General features: G+C 70.8%; 14 protein-coding genes and 1 pseudogene. 13 read left to right on the top strand and 2 right to left on the bottom strand.

Annotation, left to right across the window (positions count from 1 at the left end; all coding sequences use genetic code 11):
* Window positions 1-9: 9 nt before the first annotated feature.
* Window positions 10-213, bottom strand: a complete 204-nt coding sequence (locus tag M8J73_RS11655; protein ID WP_055537649.1) for a helix-turn-helix transcriptional regulator — start codon at window positions 211-213, stop codon at window positions 10-12.
* A gap of 342 nt (window positions 214-555) precedes the next feature.
* A complete protein-coding gene (locus M8J73_RS11660) occupies window positions 556-1,473 on the bottom strand; it encodes a sugar phosphate isomerase/epimerase family protein (protein WP_055537662.1) in 918 nt (305 codons plus the stop codon).
* Between the two features lie 125 nt (window positions 1,474-1,598).
* Between M8J73_RS11660 and iolC the strand changes: the two genes are divergently transcribed.
* The 13 genes and pseudogenes from iolC (at window position 1,599) to M8J73_RS11725 (ending at window position 16,833) form a co-directional block, all read left to right on the top strand.
* Complete coding sequence (iolC, locus tag M8J73_RS11665; protein ID WP_055537650.1) at window positions 1,599-2,549, top strand: 5-dehydro-2-deoxygluconokinase; 951 nt, start codon at window positions 1,599-1,601, stop codon at window positions 2,547-2,549.
* A complete protein-coding gene (locus M8J73_RS11670) occupies window positions 2,546-3,430 on the top strand; it encodes a Cgl0159 family (beta/alpha)8-fold protein (RefSeq protein WP_055537651.1) in 885 nt (294 codons plus the stop codon). Before iolC ends, M8J73_RS11670 begins: the two co-directional genes overlap by 4 nt.
* Before the next feature lie 7 nt (window positions 3,431-3,437).
* Complete coding sequence (gene iolB, locus M8J73_RS11675) at window positions 3,438-4,286, top strand: 5-deoxy-glucuronate isomerase (protein ID WP_055537652.1); 849 nt, start codon at window positions 3,438-3,440, stop codon at window positions 4,284-4,286.
* Window positions 4,283-6,172 carry a 3D-(3,5/4)-trihydroxycyclohexane-1,2-dione acylhydrolase (decyclizing) gene (gene iolD, locus M8J73_RS11680; RefSeq protein WP_055537653.1) on the top strand — a complete coding sequence of 630 codons (1,890 nt, stop codon included), beginning with the start codon at window positions 4,283-4,285 and terminating at the stop codon, window positions 6,170-6,172. The genes iolB and iolD overlap by 4 nt, the downstream gene beginning before the upstream one ends.
* A 16-nt stretch (window positions 6,173-6,188) precedes the next feature.
* Entirely contained in the window at window positions 6,189-7,691 is a 1,503-nt protein-coding gene (gene mmsA / locus M8J73_RS11685; RefSeq protein ID WP_055537654.1) for a CoA-acylating methylmalonate-semialdehyde dehydrogenase, read from the top strand.
* Between the two features lie 242 nt (window positions 7,692-7,933).
* Complete coding sequence (locus M8J73_RS11690) at window positions 7,934-10,792, top strand: alpha/beta fold hydrolase (protein ID WP_055537655.1); 2,859 nt, start codon at window positions 7,934-7,936, stop codon at window positions 10,790-10,792.
* Window positions 10,789-11,652 carry an ABC transporter permease gene (locus M8J73_RS11695; protein WP_055537656.1) on the top strand — a complete coding sequence of 288 codons (864 nt, stop codon included), beginning with the start codon at window positions 10,789-10,791 and terminating at the stop codon, window positions 11,650-11,652. Before M8J73_RS11690 ends, M8J73_RS11695 begins: the two co-directional genes overlap by 4 nt.
* A gap of 102 nt (window positions 11,653-11,754) precedes the next feature.
* Window positions 11,755-11,953, top strand: a pseudogene (locus M8J73_RS11700) (YfbK domain-containing protein); the annotation flags it as partial.
* A 258-nt stretch (window positions 11,954-12,211) separates the two neighbouring features.
* Entirely contained in the window at window positions 12,212-12,733 is a 522-nt protein-coding gene (locus M8J73_RS11705; RefSeq protein WP_055537658.1) for a hypothetical protein, read from the top strand.
* A gap of 587 nt (window positions 12,734-13,320) precedes the next feature.
* Complete coding sequence (locus M8J73_RS11710; protein ID WP_240501094.1) at window positions 13,321-13,560, top strand: cold-shock protein; 240 nt, start codon at window positions 13,321-13,323, stop codon at window positions 13,558-13,560.
* A gap of 182 nt (window positions 13,561-13,742) precedes the next feature.
* Window positions 13,743-15,665 carry an AMP-dependent synthetase/ligase gene (locus M8J73_RS11715; protein WP_055537659.1) on the top strand — a complete coding sequence of 641 codons (1,923 nt, stop codon included), beginning with the start codon at window positions 13,743-13,745 and terminating at the stop codon, window positions 15,663-15,665.
* A gap of 174 nt (window positions 15,666-15,839) precedes the next feature.
* Window positions 15,840-16,202, top strand: a complete 363-nt coding sequence (locus M8J73_RS11720) for a hypothetical protein (RefSeq protein ID WP_055537660.1) — start codon at window positions 15,840-15,842, stop codon at window positions 16,200-16,202.
* A gap of 313 nt (window positions 16,203-16,515) precedes the next feature.
* On the top strand, window positions 16,516-16,833 hold the full coding sequence (locus M8J73_RS11725) for a hypothetical protein (protein ID WP_055537661.1): 318 nt from the start codon (window positions 16,516-16,518) through the stop codon (window positions 16,831-16,833).
* The last annotated feature ends 598 nt before the right edge of the window (window positions 16,834-17,431 follow it).

The raw sequence follows: 17,431 nt of genomic DNA on the forward strand, positions 1-17,431 counted from the left end.
GCGCGGCCGTCAGTCGACCGCCCTGCGCCCCCGGTTGCCGGGTCGCGACGCGACCCAGGCGCGGACCGTGTCCGCGTACCAGTAGGGCTTGCCGCCCTCCACATGGTCGGGCGGCGGCAGCAGCCCGTGTTTGCGGTAGGAGCGGACGGTGTCGGGCTGCACACGGATGTGCGCCGCGATGTCCTTGTACGACCAGAGGCGTCGGTCGGTCATCAGTGGCACCTCCCCGCGCGCACCGCGGCGGCGGCCGGGACGACCGTCGGGGGAGCCGGGCACAGCGCTGGTGATCACAAACCTGTGCTCGCTCAACGACGCACGGTGCCCCCGGAGAGCCGCTGTGCCCCGCATGTGACACAAGCCCCGCGTACACGTGACATCTGTGACGAAGGGGTGTCATTCGTGACGCCCGTGACGAACGAGGGTGCACCTCGCACGCGACCGCCCACCCCCAAAGGGGCGCGGGGAACTGCGCGGCCAACCACGACGCACTCGCGGCCCGCGACGGACGCGCAGTCCCCCGGCGCCGCACGGCACCCGGCTCACGCAGCGGCGCGCCTACGCCCCGCAACTCCTCAAGAACGCCCGCGTCCGCCGGGCGATCGGGAGCGGAGCGTCCGGCTCGCACGGATACATGTCCTGCTCCACGATCGCGAACAGATCCACGTCCAGCTTCTGCGCGGCCGCCAGCACCGGCCCCAGCTCGGGCACGCCCTTCGGTGGCTCGCACATCACGCCCTGCGCCACGGCCGGCCCGAACGGCGTCCCCTTGGCCCGGACGTCCGCCAGGATCTCGGGGTCGACCTGCTTGAGGTGCAGATAGCCGATGCGCTCGCCGTACGTCTCGATCAGCTTGACGCTGTCGCCGCCGCAGTACGCGTAGTGCCCGGTGTCGAGGCACAGGGACACCACCGAGGAGTCGGTGCCGTCCAGGAAGCGGACGACGTTCTCCTCGCTGTCGATGTGGGTGTCGGCGTGCGGGTGGACGACGATCTGGAGGCCGTACCGCTCCCGCACCTCCCGCCCGAGCCGCTCGGTGAGCTGGGTGAGGTGCCGCCACTGCTCGACGGTCAGCTCGCTGGGCTCCAGCACCTGGCCCGTCTTGTCGTCCCGCCAGAAGGAGGGGATGACGACGAGGTGCTTGGCGCCCATCGCCTGGGCGAGGACCGCGTTGTCGGCGACGTGCGCCCAGGTCTTCTCCCAGACGTCGGGGCCGTGGTGCAGCCCGGTGAAGACCGTGCCGGCCGACACCTTCAGGCCACGTTTGGCCGTCTCCTCGGCGAGAACGGCGGGGTCCTTCGGCAGATAGCCGTAGGGGCCCAGCTCGATCCACTCGTAGCCGGCGGCGGCCACCTCGTCGAGGAAGCGCTGCCAGGGGACCTGCTGGGGGTCGTCGGGGAACCACACACCCCAGGAGTCGGGCGCCGAGCCGATCCGGATGCGCGAGAGTGAGGACTCAGGTGACAACGACGTCATGGCGGCCAGCTTCGGGCCGGAACCCAAGGGTGTCAATAGGTAGTCCGAATGTCTGGACAAAACATTGACAGGGTCGCTCTCGCGGAGCTAGACCTTTGACGGAACCGGAGCGCGAAGGGAACTCGATGGCGTACGACCTGATCACCATGGGGCGGATCGGTGTGGACCTCTATCCGCTGCAGACGGGGGTCCCGCTGCCGCAGGTGACGTCCTTCGGGAAGTTCCTCGGCGGATCGGCGACGAACGTCGCGGTGGCCGCCGCCCGGCTCGGCCGGGACACCGCCGTCATCACCCGCACGGGCGAGGACCCGTTCGGCGAGTACCTCCACCAGGCGCTGCGGGACTTCGGCGTCGACGACCGCTGGGTGACACCGGTCCCCGGCCTCGCCACCCCGATCACGTTCTGCGAGGTCTTCCCGCCGGACGACTTCCCGCTGTACTTCTACCGCCGCCCCAAGGCGCCGGACCTGGAGATCGACGCCCACGAGCTGGACCTGGAGGCCATCCGCGAGGCCCGCATCTTCTGGGTCACCGGCACCGGTCTGAGCGAGGAGCCCAGCCGCACGGCGACGCTCGCGGCCCTCGCCCACCGGGCCAAGGCGGGCACGACGGTCTTCGACCTCGACTGGCGCCCCATGTTCTGGACCGAGCCGGCCGCGGCCCGCCCGTTCTACGAGGAGGCCCTGCGGCACACCACCGTCGCCGTCGGCAACCTGGACGAGGTCGAGGTCGCCACCGGCGTCCGCGAGCCGCACGCCGCCGCCGAGGCCCTGCTGGCCGCCGGGGTGGAACTCGCGGTGGTGAAGCAGGGCCCCAAGGGTGTCCTGGCGGTGCACCGCGACGGCACGACGGCCGAGGTGCCGCCGCTGCCGGTGAACGTCCTCAACGGACTGGGTGCCGGAGACGCCTTCGGCGGGTCCCTCTGCCACGGCCTGCTCGAAGGCTGGGACCTGGAGCGGATCATGCGGCACGCCAACGCCGCCGGCGCCATCGTCGCCTCCCGCCTTGAGTGCTCCTCCGCGATGCCCACCACCGAGGAGATCGAGGCCGCGGTCACGGCGGGGGAAGTGCGGTGAGCGTCGACGTCTCCGCCCTGGTCCGCACCCGGGTCCACCACCCCGAGGCGATCGCCGAGGCCGCCGCCCGCCGCATCCGCCGCCCCCTGATCGGTGACTCCGGACGGCTGATGATCGTCGCCGCCGACCACCCGGCCCGCGGCGCGCTCTCCGTCGGCGACCGCAAGCTCGCCATGGCGAACCGCGCCGACCTCCTGGAACGGCTGTGCCTGGCCCTCGGCCGGCCCGGCGTCGACGGGGTGCTCGCGACCGCCGACATCCTCGACGACCTGCTCCTCCTCGGCGCCCTCGACGGCAAGGTCGTCATGGGCTCGATGAACCGCGGCGGGCTCGTCGGCGCCTCCTTCGAACTGGACGACCGTTTCACCGGCCACCGCCCCGAGGACATCGAGCGGCTCCGTTTCGACGCCGGCAAGCTGCTGCTGCGCGTCGACTACGACGACCCGGGCTCCCTCGACACCCTGGAGTCCACCGCGCACGCCGTGGACGCCATGGCCGAGCGGCGGCTCCCCGTCTTCGTCGAGCCGTTCATCAGCCGCCGCGACCCCGTCACCGGCAAGGTCAGGAACGACCTCTGCGCCGACGCGGTCACCAAGTCGATCGCCATAGCCGCCGGACTCGGCGGCACCTCGGCGTACACCTGGCTGAAGGTGCCCGTCACCGAGAACCCCGACGACATGGCCCGCGTCATGGAGACCTCGACCCTGCCCGCCGTCCTTCTCGGCGGAGATGTCGGCGAGGACCAGGAGGGGGCGTACGAGAAGTGGCGGGGCGCCCTGCAACTGCCCACCGTCCAGGGCCTGGTGGTCGGCCGCTCGTTGCTCTACCCGGCGGACGACGATGTGACCGCCGCCGTGGACACCGCCGTAGGACTGCTGTGAGGGCCGCATGACACACAAGACCGAGCTGTACGTCCCCAAGGGGACGACCGCCCACGGGGGGTACGCCCTCGACATCGGCCCCGAGCAGGCCGGCTGGACCCACAGCAGCCTGCGCGTCGTGGAGTTGGGGCCGGGCGGCGAGCACACCTTCACCACCGGGGACAGCGAATGGATCGTGCTGTCCCTCAACGGCGCCTGTACGGTTCGGGTATCGGAGGATCCGAACGAATCGGACGGCGACGGCACCGCAGAGTTCGACATCCTGGGCCGCGAGGACGTGTTCGCCGGAGTCTCCGACTTCGTCTACGCGCCCCGCGACGCCCGGGTACAGATCGCCTCCGGCGCGGGAGGCCGCTTCGCTTTGGCAGGAGCGAGGTGCGAGCGACGACTCCCCGCCCGCTACGGCCCCGCGCCGGAGGTTCCCGTCGAAGACCGCGGCAGCGGCAACTGCGCTCGCCAGGTGCGCAACTTCGCCTCCGCCGACGCCTTCGAGTGCGACAAGCTCATCACCGTCGAGGTCATCACCCCGGGCGGCAACTGGTCCTCGTACCCGCCGCACAAGCACGACGAGAACCGGCCGGGGGAGGAGACCGAGCTGGAGGAGATCTACTACTTCGAGATCGACGGCCCGAACGGCTTCGGCTACCAGCGGGTGTTCCCCTCCCGCGAGGGAGGCTCCGACGTCCTCGCCGAGGTCCGCTCGGGTGACGCCGTCCTCGTCCCCGACGGCTGGCACGGCCCGTCCATCGCGCAGCCCGGCCACAGCATGTACTACCTGAATGTGATGGCCGGTCCGGGCACCGAGCGGCAATGGCGGATCTGCTTCCACCCGGATCACACGGAGGGATACCGATGACCACCGGGACCACGCGGCTCACCGTGGCGCAGGCGCTGGTGCGGTTCCTCGCCGCCCAGTACACCGAGCGGGACGGCGAGCGGCAGCGGCTGATCGGCGCCACCTGGGGCATCTTCGGCCACGGCAACGTCGCGGGCCTCGGCCAGGCCCTCGTCGAGTACGCCGACGTGATGCCGTACCACCAGGGCCGCAACGAACAGGCCATGGTGCACGCGGCCGTCGGCTACGCCCGCCAGTCGGGCCGCCTGTCCACGCACGCCGTGACGACGTCGATCGGCCCCGGCGCCACCAACCTCGTCACCGGCGCCGCCCTCGCCACCATCAACCACCTGCCGGTGCTGCTCCTGCCCGGCGACACCTTCGCGACCCGGCCCGCGGACCCGGTCCTCCAGCAGCTCGAAGTGCCGTACGCGGGCGACATCAGCGTCAACGACACGCTGCGCCCGGTGTCGCGGTACTTCGACCGGGTCACCCGCCCCGAGGCGCTGATCCCGGCCGCCCTCCAGGCGATGCGGGTCCTCACGGACCCCGTCGACACGGGCGCCGTGACGCTCGCGCTGCCGCAGGACGTGCAGGCGGAGGCGTACGACTGGCCGGAGGAGTTCTTCGCCGAACGGACCTGGCACGTACGCCGACCCGCGCCGGACTCGACCGAACTCGCCGACGCGGTACGGGTGATCCGCGAGGCTCGCCGTCCGCTGATCGTCGCCGGCGGCGGTGTCCACCACGCCCGCGCCGAGGAGGTGCTCGCCGAACTCGCCGACGCCACCGGCATCCCCGTCGCCTCCACGCAGGCCGGCAAGGGCTCCCTGCGGTACGACCACCCGCAGGACGTCGGTGCCATAGGCCACACCGGCACCGCGACGGCCAACGAACTCGCCCGCACCGCCGACCTGGTGATCGGTGTGGGCACCCGGTACACGGACTTCACCACCGCCTCCGGCACCCTCTTCGCCGCCGACGGCGTCCGCTTCCTCAACCTCAACATCGCGCCCTACGACGGCCACAAGCTCTCCGGGCTGCCGCTGATCGCGGACGCGCGGGCCGGCCTGGAGGAACTGACGCAGGCGCTGGAGCTGCACGGCCACCGGGTCGCGGACGCGTACGTCGCCGAGTACGGCGAGGACAAGCAGCGCTGGGAGCACCGCGTCGACGCCTGCTACGAGGCGGAGGAGCCGGACACCCGGCCCACCCAGGCCCAGGTCCTCGGCCTTCTCGACGAGATCGCCGACGAGTCCGACATCCTCATCAACGCGGCCGGGTCCCTCCCCGGTGACCTGCACAAACTGTGGCGGACGCGGTCGCGGGACCAGTACCACCTGGAGTACGGCTACTCCTGCATGGGATATGAGATCCCGGCCGCGATCGGGGTCCGCATGGCCGCTCCCGGGCGCCCGGTGTGGGCGCTGGTCGGCGACGGCACGTATCTGATGATGCCGACGGAGATCGTGACGGCCGTCCAGGAGAACGTGCCGATCAAGGTGCTGCTGGTGCAGAACCACGGGTACGCCTCGATCGGCGGCCTGTCGGAGTCGGTGGGCGGGGAGCGGTTCGGCACCGCCTACCGGCACCGGAACCCGGACGACGGCACGTTCACGGGCGCCCCGCTGCCGGTGGACCTCGCCGCCAACGCGGCCAGCCTCGGCATGCGCGTCCTACGCGCCAAGACGGTCCGCGACCTGCGGGCGGCCCTCGCGGAGGCACGGGCCGCCGACACTCCCACTTGTGTCTACGTGGAGACCGAAACCGCAGACACAGTGTCGGGCCCGCCCCCGGCGCAGGCCTGGTGGGATGTACCTGTGGCCGAGACCGCGACCCGAGCGTCGGCGGTCAAGGCACGCGAGGAGTACGACCGGCACGTCTCTACCCGACGCCGCCATCTGTAAGAAGGAGTCTTTCGGCATGACGAAGATCGTCAACCACTGGATCGGCGGCAAGACCGTCGAGGGCGCGTCGGGTACGTTCGGGCCGGTCACGGACCCGGCGACCGGCGCGGTCACCACCAAGGTCGCCTTCGCGACCGTCGACGAGGTCGACGCGGCGGTACGCACCGCCAAGGAGGCCTTCGTCACCTGGGGCCAGTCCTCGCTGGCCCAGCGCACCTCCATCCTGTTCAAGTTCCGGGCGCTGCTGGACGCCAACCGGGACGCGATCGCGGAGCTGATCACCGCCGAGCACGGCAAGGTGCACTCGGACGCGCTCGGCGAGGTCGCGCGCGGCCTGGAGATCGTCGACCTGGCGTGCGGCATCACCGTGCAGCTGAAGGGCGAGCTGTCGACGCAGGTCGCCAGCCGCGTGGACGTCTCCTCGATCCGCCAGCCGCTGGGTGTCGTCGCGGGCATCACGCCGTTCAACTTCCCGGCGATGGTCCCGATGTGGATGTTCCCCCTCGCCATCGCGTGCGGCAACACCTTCGTGCTGAAGCCGTCCGAGAAGGACCCCTCGGCGTCCATCAAGATCGCTGAGCTGCTGGCCGAGGCCGGCCTGCCCGACGGTGTCTTCAACGTCGTCCACGGCGACAAGGTGGCCGTGGACCGTCTCCTGGAGCACCCGGACGTCAAGGCGGTCTCCTTCGTCGGCTCCACCCCGATCGCCCGCTACATCCACACCACGGCCTCCGCGAACGGCAAGCGCGTCCAGGCCCTCGGCGGCGCCAAGAACCACATGCTGGTCCTCCCGGACGCCGACCTGGACGCCGCGGCCGACGCCGCCGTCTCCGCCGCGTACGGCTCGGCCGGTGAGCGCTGCATGGCGATCTCCGCGGTCGTCGCGGTCGGCGCGATCGGCGACGAGCTGGTGGACAAGATCCGCGAGCGCGCCGAGAAGATCAAGATCGGCCCCGGCAACGACCCGACGTCCGAGATGGGCCCGCTGATCACGGCGGTCCACCGCGACAAGGTGGCCTCCTATGTGACGGGCGCGGCGGCCGAGGGCGCCGAGGTGGTCCTCGACGGCACCGGCTACACGGTCGACGGCTTCGAGGACGGCCACTGGATCGGCATCTCGCTCCTCGACAAGGTGCCCACGTCGGCCAAGGCGTACCAGGACGAGATCTTCGGCCCCGTCCTGTGCGTGCTCCGCGTGGACACCTACGAGGAGGGCATGGCCCTCATCAACGCCTCGCCGTTCGGCAACGGCACCGCGATCTTCACGCGGGACGGCGGCGCCGCCCGCCGCTTCCAGCTGGAGGTCGAGGCCGGCATGGTCGGCGTGAACGTCCCGATCCCGGTCCCCGTCGGCTACCACTCCTTCGGCGGCTGGAAGGACTCCCTCTTCGGCGACCACCACATCTACGGCAACGACGGCACCCACTTCTACACCCGAGGCAAGGTCGTCACGACCCGCTGGCCCGACCCGGCCGACGGCCCCACCGGCGTCGACCTGGGCTTCCCGCGCAACCACTGAGGCCCGGCCTCCCTCTCCCCGCACCCCCTCAGGGTGCGGGGAGCCGCATGTCCGGGGTGTGGGGAACCGAAGCGGGCGACCGCCGGGCCGTCCCCGCTTATCAGGTTGCTGTCGAGTCCGTCCCGCGCCCCCGCATACCGCGACCGCTGTATGCCGAATTCCTCCCGTACGACCGTGGGATGGCCCACTCCTCCGCCCCGAGGGTGCCGTGGGTCACCCCCGGTGCCCCGTACCGTTGACGCATGGATCTTCGACTGACCGGGCCGCGACTGCGCGGGGCGCTGCGGCGGCGGCCGCGGCGGGCCCTCGCCGCCGTGGCCGCCGTCGTCGTGCTCGCCGGGGCCGGTACCTGGACGGCCACCGCCTCGGACGAGGCGGCGCCGGTGAAGCGCACGGACCAGGCCATGGCCATGGGCGAGGGCGTCCGCATCGACACCTCGTACTTCACCTCCGGCGCCACCGGCCGCCGTCCGGCCGTCCTGCTCGGGCACGGCTTCGGCGGCAGCAAGAACGACGTACGACGCCAGGCCGAGGACCTCGCCCGCGACGGCTACGCCGTGCTGACCTGGTCGGCGCGCGGCTTCGGCGACTCGACCGGAAAGATCGGGCTGAACGACCCGAAGGCCGAGGTCGCCGACGTCTCCCGGCTGATCGACTGGCTCGCGAAGCGCCCCGAGGTCCAGCTGGACAAGAAGGGCGACCCGCGCGTGGGCGCCGCCGGCGCCTCCTACGGCGGGGCGATCTCCCTGCTGGCCGCCGGGTACGACGACCGGGTCGACGCCATCGCCCCGGCCATTACCTACTGGAACCTCGCGGACGCCCTGTTCCCGAACGGCGTGTTCAAGAAGCTCTGGGCCGGCCTGTTCTTCAACACCGGCGGCGGCTGCGCCAAGTTCGAGGCCGACCTGTGCGCGATGTACGACCGGGTCGCCGAGTCCGGCGAGCCGGACGCGCAGGCGATCAAGCTCCTTGAGGAGCGCAGCCCCGAGGCCGTCGGCGACCGCATCAAGGTGCCGACGCTGCTGCTCCAGGGCCAGACCGACTCCCTCTTCCCGCTAGGCCAGGCCGACGCCGCCGCCAAGGCGATCAAGGCCAACGGCGCGCCCGTCGACGTCGACTGGATCTCCGGCGGCCACGACGGCGGCGACATGGAGACCGGCCGCGTCCAGTCCCGCGTCGAGGCCTGGTTCGACCGCTACCTCAAGGGCGACAAGAGCGCCGACACCGGCTCCGCGTTCCGCGTCACCCGCACCCTCGGCACCGGCTCCGGCGACGGCGAGCCCCGCCTGAGCGGCACCACCGACGACACCTACCCGGGCCTGGAGAGCGACCGCCGGTCCATCGCCCTCACCGGACGCGAGCAGAGCTTCGAGAACCCGGCCGGCGCCAGCCCGCCCGCCCTCTCGGCCCTGCCCGGCATCGGCGGCGCCGCCGGCGGCCTCTCCCAGCTGTCCTCGCTCGGCGTGAGCCTGTCGCTGGACTTCCCCGGCCAGTTCGCCGCCTTCCAGTCCAGGCCCGTCACGGACGACCTCCAGATCACCGGCTCGCCCACGGCGACCGTCCATGTGAAGTCCACCAGCGACGACGCCGTCCTCTTCGCCAAGGTCTACGACGTCGGCCGCGGCGGCGCCTCCCAGGTGCTGCCCTCCCAGCTCGTCCAGCCCGTGCGGGTCGAGGGCGCCAAGGCCGGCAAGGACGTGCGGATCACCCTCCCGGCCATCGACCACGAACTCGACGACGGCCACAGCCTGCGCCTGGTCCTCGCCTCCACCGACCTCGGCTACGCCTCCCCGGCCGCTCCGGCGACGTACACCGTCTCCCTGAAGGGCGACCTGGAGGTGCCGACCCCGCTCGGCGGCGCCGACCGCTCGGACATCCTGCCCGCCTGGGTCTGGTACCTGCCGATCGGCGGCGCGGCCGTCGCGGCCGTCCTGCTCGTCACCGGCCGCCGCCGCATCACGACGCCCGCCCCCGATCCGGCGCTCGCCGAGGTCCCGCTCCAGATCACCGACCTCAGCAAGAAGTACAAGAACGGCGACCGGTACAGCGTCCGCGACCTGTCCTTCCGCGTCGAGAAGGGCCAGGTGCTCGGTCTCCTCGGCCCGAACGGCGCCGGCAAGACCACGACCCTGCGCATGCTGATGGGCCTGATCCAGCCGGACGGCGGCGAGATCCGCGTCTTCGGCCACGCGATCGTGCCGGGCGCACCCGTCCTTTCGCGCGTCGGCGCCTTCGTCGAGGGCGCCGGTTTCCTCCCGCACCTGTCCGGCCGGGAGAACCTGGAGCTGTACTGGCGGGCCACCGGCCGCCCCGCCGAGGACGCCCACCTGGAGGAGGCGTTGGAGATCGCCGGCCTCGGCGACGCCCTCGCCCGCGCGGTGCGCACCTACTCCCAGGGCATGCGCCAGCGCCTGGCCATCGCCCAGGCCATGCTCGGCCTGCCCGACCTGCTGATCCTCGACGAGCCGACCAACGGTCTCGACCCGCCGCAGATACGCGAGATGCGCGAGGTCGTCATCCGTTATGCGGCGGGCGGCCGCACGGTCATCGTCTCCAGCCACCTGCTGGCGGAAGTAGAGCAGTCCTGCACGCACCTGGTGGTCATGGACCGCGGCCGACTGGTCCAGGCGGGCCCTGTCGGCGACATCATCGGCGGCGGAGACACCCTGCTCGTCGGCCTTGCCTCCGACATCACCGACCCGGTGCTGGACAAGGTGTCGGCGCTGCCGGAGGTGGAGACGGCGGTACGAACGGAGGGCGGCCTGCTGGTACGGCTCGCGCCGTCGCCGTCGCCGTCGCCGTCGACACCGCCCTCGGGTAACGGGACGCGGGCCTCCGGGACGGTCTCCGGCTCGGCCGCGGCCTTGGACACGGACGGCGCCCAACAGGCCGCCGGCCCGGTGGCCGTGGCGGTCGCGCCCCACGCCGACGAGTCCTCGGCGGCAGCCGGTCCGCAGGCGGGCGCCCCCGGCGCCCCGGGCTCCGCGGCCGCTGCCCGACTCCTCGTCGAGCTCGTCCGGCTGGACGTGCCCGTCGCCTCCCTCGGCCCCCACCGCCGTCTGGAGGACGTCTTCCTCACCCTGATCGGAGGTTCCGGATGAGCACGCTCGCAGCAGAGTCGGGCGAGGTGGCCTCCGGCTACCGGGCGGGCCAGACCCTGCCGTTCCGTATCGAGCTCGTACGGCAGCTGAAACGACGGCGCACGTTCGTCATGGGCGGGATACTGGCCGCGCTGCCGCTCGTGCTGCTCATCGCCTTCCAGCTCGGCGGGCCGGGCGAGGGCAACAACCGGGTGAACCTGATGGACACGGCCACGGCGTCGGGGGCGAACTTCGCCGCGGTGAACCTGTTCGCCTCCGCCGGCTTCCTCCTCGTCATCCCCGTGGCGCTGTTCTGCGGGGACACCGTCGCCTCCGAGGCGAGCTGGTCGTCGCTGCGCTATCTGCTCGCGGCACCCGTGCCGCGAGCCCGGCTGCTGTGGTCCAAGCTCCTCGTCGGGCTCACCCTCAGCCTGGGCGCGATGGTGCTGCTGCCGGTCGTCGCCCTGGCCGTCGGCACGGCGGCGTACGGCTGGGGCCCACTGCAACTGCCCGTCGGCGGCACACTGTCCGCCGGCACAGCCGGCCAGCGCCTGGTGATCGTGGTGGCGTACATCTTCGTGTCGCAACTGGTCACCGCTGGGCTCGCGTTCTGGCTCTCCACCAGGACGGACGCGCCGCTGGGCGCGGTCGGCGGCGCGGTGGGACTGACCATCTTCGGCAACGTGCTCGACGAGGTGACGGCTCTCGGTGACTGGCGCGACTTCGTTCCCGCCCACTGGCAGTACGCCTGGCTCGACGCCGTCCAGCCGCAGCCCCAGTGGGACGACATGATCCAGGGCGTCTCGCTGTCAACAACGTACGCCCTCGTGCTGTTCGCCCTGGCCTTCCGCGGTTTCGGGCGCAAGGACGTCGTCTCCTAGGCCAACGGAGGATCACCCACCGGTCTCGCCCCCGGCCGTGGCCGCATCGCAACCCAACCGCAACGCCGCGTGGCGCACATCCCGGTGCCCTCGCCGTGACGCCGGGGCCCGGTGGCGTTCGACCCTGAGACGGTCGCCGAGTACCGGCTCATCGGCGACGACGACCGCCGGGTCGCCGACGAGGACTTCCGTGATGACCGCGTCGACTGCGGAGAGGTCGGTCGGTCCGGGCCACACGGTCACGGCCCTCTACGCGGTCCGCACGCGGTCCGGGGCCTCCGGCCGCCTCGCCGCGGTGACCGCCCTTAGCTGAAAGGGGTGAGGGTTTTCTTCGCCTTGACGGCGTGAACCGCACCCGTGATGGAATTCTGTTCGTATTCTTCGGCTATATGTAAAATGCAGTGGAGCGCATGGTTCGGTGTTGAATTTCTCGCGAATTCGCCAGGGTGCGCCACCCCTTCCGCACAGTAGAAAAATCCATCAGCATGAATGGGCCGGGTCTGACCAGCCTGGGTGATGAGGGGGATATCGCCGTTTCCCACGGATCCGGAGGAACCTCATGCGAACCCTCAGGAGGCATGCCACGGAGTGGCTCGCCGCCGCCGCGACCGATCCACATGACTGCAAGAGGCAGTGGCAGGGAGAAAGTGGCGTCGCGATGCTGTCCTGCGGACGGCTCTGGGACGTGCTGAGTGTGCCGGAGGCCTTGGGCGTGCCCGCCCTGGACGTCCTCTTACGTGTTCCGCGGGCGCCCGGCCCCGTGCTGGCCGACGTCGTCGCGCGCAGAGTGGGCTTCTTCCTGCCGCCGGATCCCTCGGGCCGCTGGGTCGGCTCGGACATCCGGTACCTCGGGAAGGGCGCGTGGGTGACGGTGCCCGCGCCGTATCGGGCCGCGGGGCGTCTGCGCTGGTTGGTTCCGCCCGACGGAGCGGGCACGCTGTGCGTTCCCGCCGCTGTGGAAACGGCGCTCCAGCAGGCCCTGGGCACCCTCGCCGCCCAGGCCGCCACGCGGCGGCGATGCCTGGTGTGCGGAGGGCGGCCCGCGGGGACGCGCCTTCGCGGCGGCGGCCGGTGCGGATGACGCCGGCAGGCCCGCACGCCGCCACCGCCGCCGCGTGCGGGGGAGCGACGGGGCCGGGGTACGGCCCGCCCGCAGCATGCGGGCACCCGATCGGCACGGCGCTGAGTCCGGCCGACGGTGGATCCCCCTCAGGGGCAAGGTGAGGGGTCGGAGGGCCGTGGCCGTCAGGCGGTGACGGAGGGCGGCCACGGGAGCGGCACGCCGGGCACACCCGTGCCGCGGACCGCCCGGCGTCGGCCTGCCACTGCGCGGCGAGGGTCGCGTGACGTTCTGGAAAACGTGCCGTACGGCGCCGGGCGGGCGCCGTTTTCGAGGCGGAGGTCTCCTGAGGTGATGGTGCCGTTCATGTTTCTTCCCATGCTCGTGTGCGGTCGAGTGATACGTCTGCTCACCGGCATGGCGCGAATCGGAAGGACAAGTTTCCCTTGTTCAGAGTCATGGGTTTATCGGACAAGAATGTCGGCCCTGTCCTGGGGTGTCGTCCCGCGTTCCTGTGGACGGAAGCCGGGTGAATTCTCCGTCGGTGTCGCCGAATGCCGGGGACGGCCGTGCCGATGCCGGGGGCGGCTGTACCGAGGATGCCGGGGGTGGCTGTGCCGAGCGGTGTCGTGAAGTGGTTCGACCCCGACCGGGGGGTGGGCGTCATCTCACGGGACGGCGGGGCGCCGGACGTCGCCGCGTGTCGCTCCGCGGTGCACGGCCGGGCGGACCGCACGCTCCTCGCGGGCGAGCGCGTGTTCTTCGACATCACCGAGGACGCCTCCGGCATCCGCGCCGACAACATCTGCCGGGTCGCGCCAGGGGTGCGCTGTCCGCCGGCCGAGTAGCGAGCGGACCGCACGGAGGCTGCCCGCCCCGGGGGTTCGCCGAACGGCGGAACCCCCGGGGAACCAGGCCGTCCTGGTGACCGACGCCACCATTGAATTCTTCTTACTTACCGGTAAGTTGAGCTGCCCTGCAGGAGAACGAGGACGGCAGCACACCAGCGCAGCCGCGACCGGGAGCCGTCATGGGCGTACACAAGGACTTGAGCCAGGCGAAGCAGCGCAGTGACCTGGCAAGCCGTATCAAGGTGGAGGTCATCAAGGACGACCACGGCGTCGTCCGCGAGGCGCGCACCCCGGCCCTGGCGGCACGGCCGGCGACCGGCAGCACCGCCGACCTCCCCTTCCGCAACGCGACCGAGGCCCCGGACGCGGTGGTCCTGCGCCGCGCCGACGCCCACGGCACGTTCCACCCCGTCACCGCGACCGACTTCGCCCGCGAGGTCACCGCCACCGCCAAGGGGCTGATAGCGGCCGGCCTCGAACCGGGCGGCCGGGTCGGGGTCATGTCCCGCACACGCTACGAGTGGACCGTCCTCGACTTCGCCGTCTGGGCGGCCGGCGGCCAGTCCGTCCCGATCTACGCCACGTCCTCACCGGAACAGATCGAGTGGATCGTCCGCGACTCCGGCTCCCACTTCGTGATCGTGGAGACCCCCGAGAACGCGGCCGCCGTCGCCACCGCCACCGCCCGCCACTCCCGGCCCCCGCGCGTCTGGCAGCTCGACGAGGGCGCCCTCGACGTCCTCGCCGACCTCGGCCGGAGCGTCCCCGATGACGAGGTCGCCAAGCGCCGCGCCGCCCTGACCCCGGACACCGCCGCGACCATCTGCTACACCTCCGGCACCACCGGCCGCCCCAAGGGCTGCGTCCTCACCCACGCCAACCTGTACGCGGAGGCCGCCAACACGGTCGAGCTGCTCCACCCGATCTTCAAGGAGATCACCGGCCAGGTCGCCTCGACGCTCCTCTTCCTGCCCCTCGCCCACATCCTCGGCCGCACCATCCAGATCGCCTGCATGCTGGCCCGGATCGAGTTGGGCCACTGCCCGAGCATCAAGCCCGACGAACTGCGGCCCGCGCTCAAGAAGTTCCGCCCCACCTTCCTGGTGGGCGTTCCGTACCTCTTCGAGCGGATCCATGCCACCGGCCGCGCCACCGCCGAACGCATAGGCCGCGGCGCCTCCTTCGACCGCGCCCACCGCGTCGGCGTCCGCTTCGCCAAGGCCTACCTGGACAAGTTCCTCGACCGGGGCCCCGGCCCCACGCCCGGCTTGTATGCCGCCTGGGCCCTGTACGACACGCTGGTCTACCGCCGTATCCGCAGTGAGCTGGGCGGCCGTATGCGCTACGCCATCAGCGGCGGCTCCCCGCTCGACCGCGACCTCAACCTCTTCTTCTACGCCGCCGGGATCATCATCTACGAGGGCTACGGCCTCACCGAGACCACCGCCGCCGCCACGATCGTCCCGCCGCTGGGGCCCCGCCCCGGCACGGTCGGCCGGCCCGTACCCGGCACCGCGATCCGCATCGCCGACGACGGCGAGGTCCTCATCAAGGGCGGCATCGTCTTCGGCACCTACTGGAACGACCCTGTCGCCACCGACGCCGCCCTCACCGACGACTGGTTCGCCACCGGTGACCTGGGCGCCCTCGACGACGACGGCTACCTCACCATCACCGGCCGCAAGAAGGACATCCTCGTCACCTCCGGCGGCAAGAACGTTTCGCCGTCCGTCCTGGAGGACCGCCTCCGCAGCCGCCCGCCGGTCGGCCAGTGCATCGTCGTCGGCGACAACCGGCCCTTCGTCGCCGCCCTGATCACCCTCGACCCCGAGGACGTCAGCCACTGGCTGCACGTGCGCGGGATGTCCCCGGACACCCCGCTCTCCGAGATCGTCGCCGACCCCCGGATGCGCGCCGATGTCCAGAGGGCCGTGGACTACGCCAACCGGGCCGTCTCCCGCGCCGAGTCGATCCGTGAGTTCAAGCTGGTCGAGGGCGAGTTCAGCGAGGAGAACGGACTACTCACCCCGTCCATGAAGATCAAGCGTGACGCGGTCACGGCGGCGTACGTGAAGGAGATCGAGGCGCTCTACCACGGCTGACACCCTCGGAACCGGCGCCGCCTCGGCCGACCGGAGTACCCGCGTTGCGTGGTTCTGGGCCCTATGGTCGCATCATCCAGGAAAGGCACCTAACGGGCATTCAGGTGCCGCGATCAAGGGCCGGCTGCCCGTTGGCGGCTGTCCCAGTACCTGGGAGGACCTTTGTCTCACCGCATGCTCAGCTCAGCGGCCACCGTGCTGCTGGCGTCCGCTTCGCTCTTCGCCGCCGCGCCGGCGCAGGCCGCCGCACCACAGGCAGACTTCCCTTGCTCGGTCGGCTTGCAGAAGGTCGACCGCGCGGCGACCAGTGAGATCACCGTCAGCGTCCAATGCCAGGAGACGCAGACCGTCGGTGCAAGGATCACCGCGAGTGGCGTCGAACTCGCAAGTCTGCAGCAGACCGTTCAGGCGGATATTCGGCAGTCGGTCACCATCACGGTGCCCAGGGTCCCGCAGGTCTGCGCCACGCTGCTGGCCAACGGCCAGACCACCACCATCTGCGTTCCTGCCGCAGTTCGTCTGCCGGCACCCGCCTGACCGAAACGGCCGCCGTCGCCCGTCCCACGATTGTCGGGCCCGGACGGGCGGCGGCGGTCGCCCGCATGCATATTCGGCCGGGGGATCGGGATTGAATGGTTGTTCAACTCGGTTCCCAGGTGTTGTGCCATTACTCCATTAGATGACCCGTCCGGCCTGACCTGGGCGTTCTTTAATTCATATCAATCGCCATTCGGGTCCGTATGGATGAATATCCGGGGCCTGGGCCCTCTCAAGTGGTGCGGGCTCGGGTGGTTGGGGCAGTATCGGTCCCGTTCTTCCGAGCGGAAAGAACTGAGAAACGGAGATTTAAATGCGCAAGACCATGAAGCTGGGCGCCGCCTCGACCCTCGCTGCGGTGGCCCTGGTTGCGGGTTCCGCCACGGCTGCCACCGCCTTCGGCGGGGGCCACCCGGACGACCCGTACATCTGCGGCAACTCCGTGGCCGAGACCGAGGCGGACGGCGACGGCGCGAGCGCCGAGTCGACGGGCAACGGCCCGGTGCCGAACTGCCAGGTCGGCTACACCAACATCTACAACAACAACGCGACGAGCGACGACAACGAGGGCGGGGACCAGTCTCTGATCGGGGACATCAGCGGCACCGTCAACGACATCATCCCCAACTGACGTCGAAGAGGTGAACGGAGCTCCTGGTTCCGCTTCGTGACTGTCCAGATCCGCTGCGGCAGTCAGGGGCACCCGTTCTCGATTCCGTGAGGGATCGTGTTTCTTCCTGAAAGCGTCTTTCCCTGAAGGGTGGATGAGGAAACATCCTCATCCATCGCGGGAGAGGCGCTTTCTCTTTCTCTGATTCAGAGTCGATCATCGCGAAATAGTCATACCGCAGGTGATCGGAAAATCGTGTGCATCGGAGCGGAATGAGTGACATGAGCGTCCTGCCGCGTTGTCCGGATACGGGGAAAGCCTCATTTCGTAGTGAGGGTGAGGCGCGTCTCTGGATTGTCAGACAACCGCTGATCGAAAAGATTCCGGACCGGATCTACCGCTGCCCCGGCTGCCGATATTGGCACTTCACAGGATCCCATCATCTCACCAGTCAGAAAATCAAGCGGCGGAGAAACCACGGCAGGCGTGAAGCCGCTCCCCGACGCAGTCGCGGGAAGAGGGAGAGGACCTGACGCGTACGCGGTCGGCGTCGGCGCGTCCGGTGCGACGACTCGAACAGGAGCCGCGCACCACCAGCGGAACGGCTGCGACACGGGCC

The organism is Streptomyces neyagawaensis (genome assembly GCF_023516595.1).
Lineage (GTDB): Bacteria > Actinomycetota > Actinomycetes > Streptomycetales > Streptomycetaceae > Streptomyces > Streptomyces neyagawaensis.

Bases quoted from the DNA above. Each gene is read 5' to 3' on its own strand.
- M8J73_RS11720 (WP_055537660.1), top strand. From the start codon at position 15,840: ATGCTCAGCTCAGCGGCCACCGTGCTGCTGGCGTCCGCTTCGCTCTTC.
- M8J73_RS11705 (WP_055537658.1), top strand. From the start codon at position 12,212: ATGCGAACCCTCAGGAGGCATGCCACGGAGTGGCTCGCCGCCGCCGCG.
- M8J73_RS11690 (WP_055537655.1), top strand. From the start codon at position 7,934: ATGGATCTTCGACTGACCGGGCCGCGACTGCGCGGGGCGCTGCGGCGG.
- iolD (WP_055537653.1), top strand. From the start codon at position 4,283: ATGACCACCGGGACCACGCGGCTCACCGTGGCGCAGGCGCTGGTGCGG.
- mmsA (WP_055537654.1), top strand. From the start codon at position 6,189: ATGACGAAGATCGTCAACCACTGGATCGGCGGCAAGACCGTCGAGGGC.
- M8J73_RS11715 (WP_055537659.1), top strand. From the start codon at position 13,743: ATGGGCGTACACAAGGACTTGAGCCAGGCGAAGCAGCGCAGTGACCTG.
- M8J73_RS11655 (WP_055537649.1), bottom strand. From the start codon at position 213: ATGACCGACCGACGCCTCTGGTCGTACAAGGACATCGCGGCGCACATC.
- M8J73_RS11725 (WP_055537661.1), top strand. From the start codon at position 16,516: ATGCGCAAGACCATGAAGCTGGGCGCCGCCTCGACCCTCGCTGCGGTG.
- iolB (WP_055537652.1), top strand. From the start codon at position 3,438: ATGACACACAAGACCGAGCTGTACGTCCCCAAGGGGACGACCGCCCAC.
- M8J73_RS11695 (WP_055537656.1), top strand. From the start codon at position 10,789: ATGAGCACGCTCGCAGCAGAGTCGGGCGAGGTGGCCTCCGGCTACCGG.
- M8J73_RS11660 (WP_055537662.1), bottom strand. From the start codon at position 1,473: ATGACGTCGTTGTCACCTGAGTCCTCACTCTCGCGCATCCGGATCGGC.
- iolC (WP_055537650.1), top strand. From the start codon at position 1,599: ATGGCGTACGACCTGATCACCATGGGGCGGATCGGTGTGGACCTCTAT.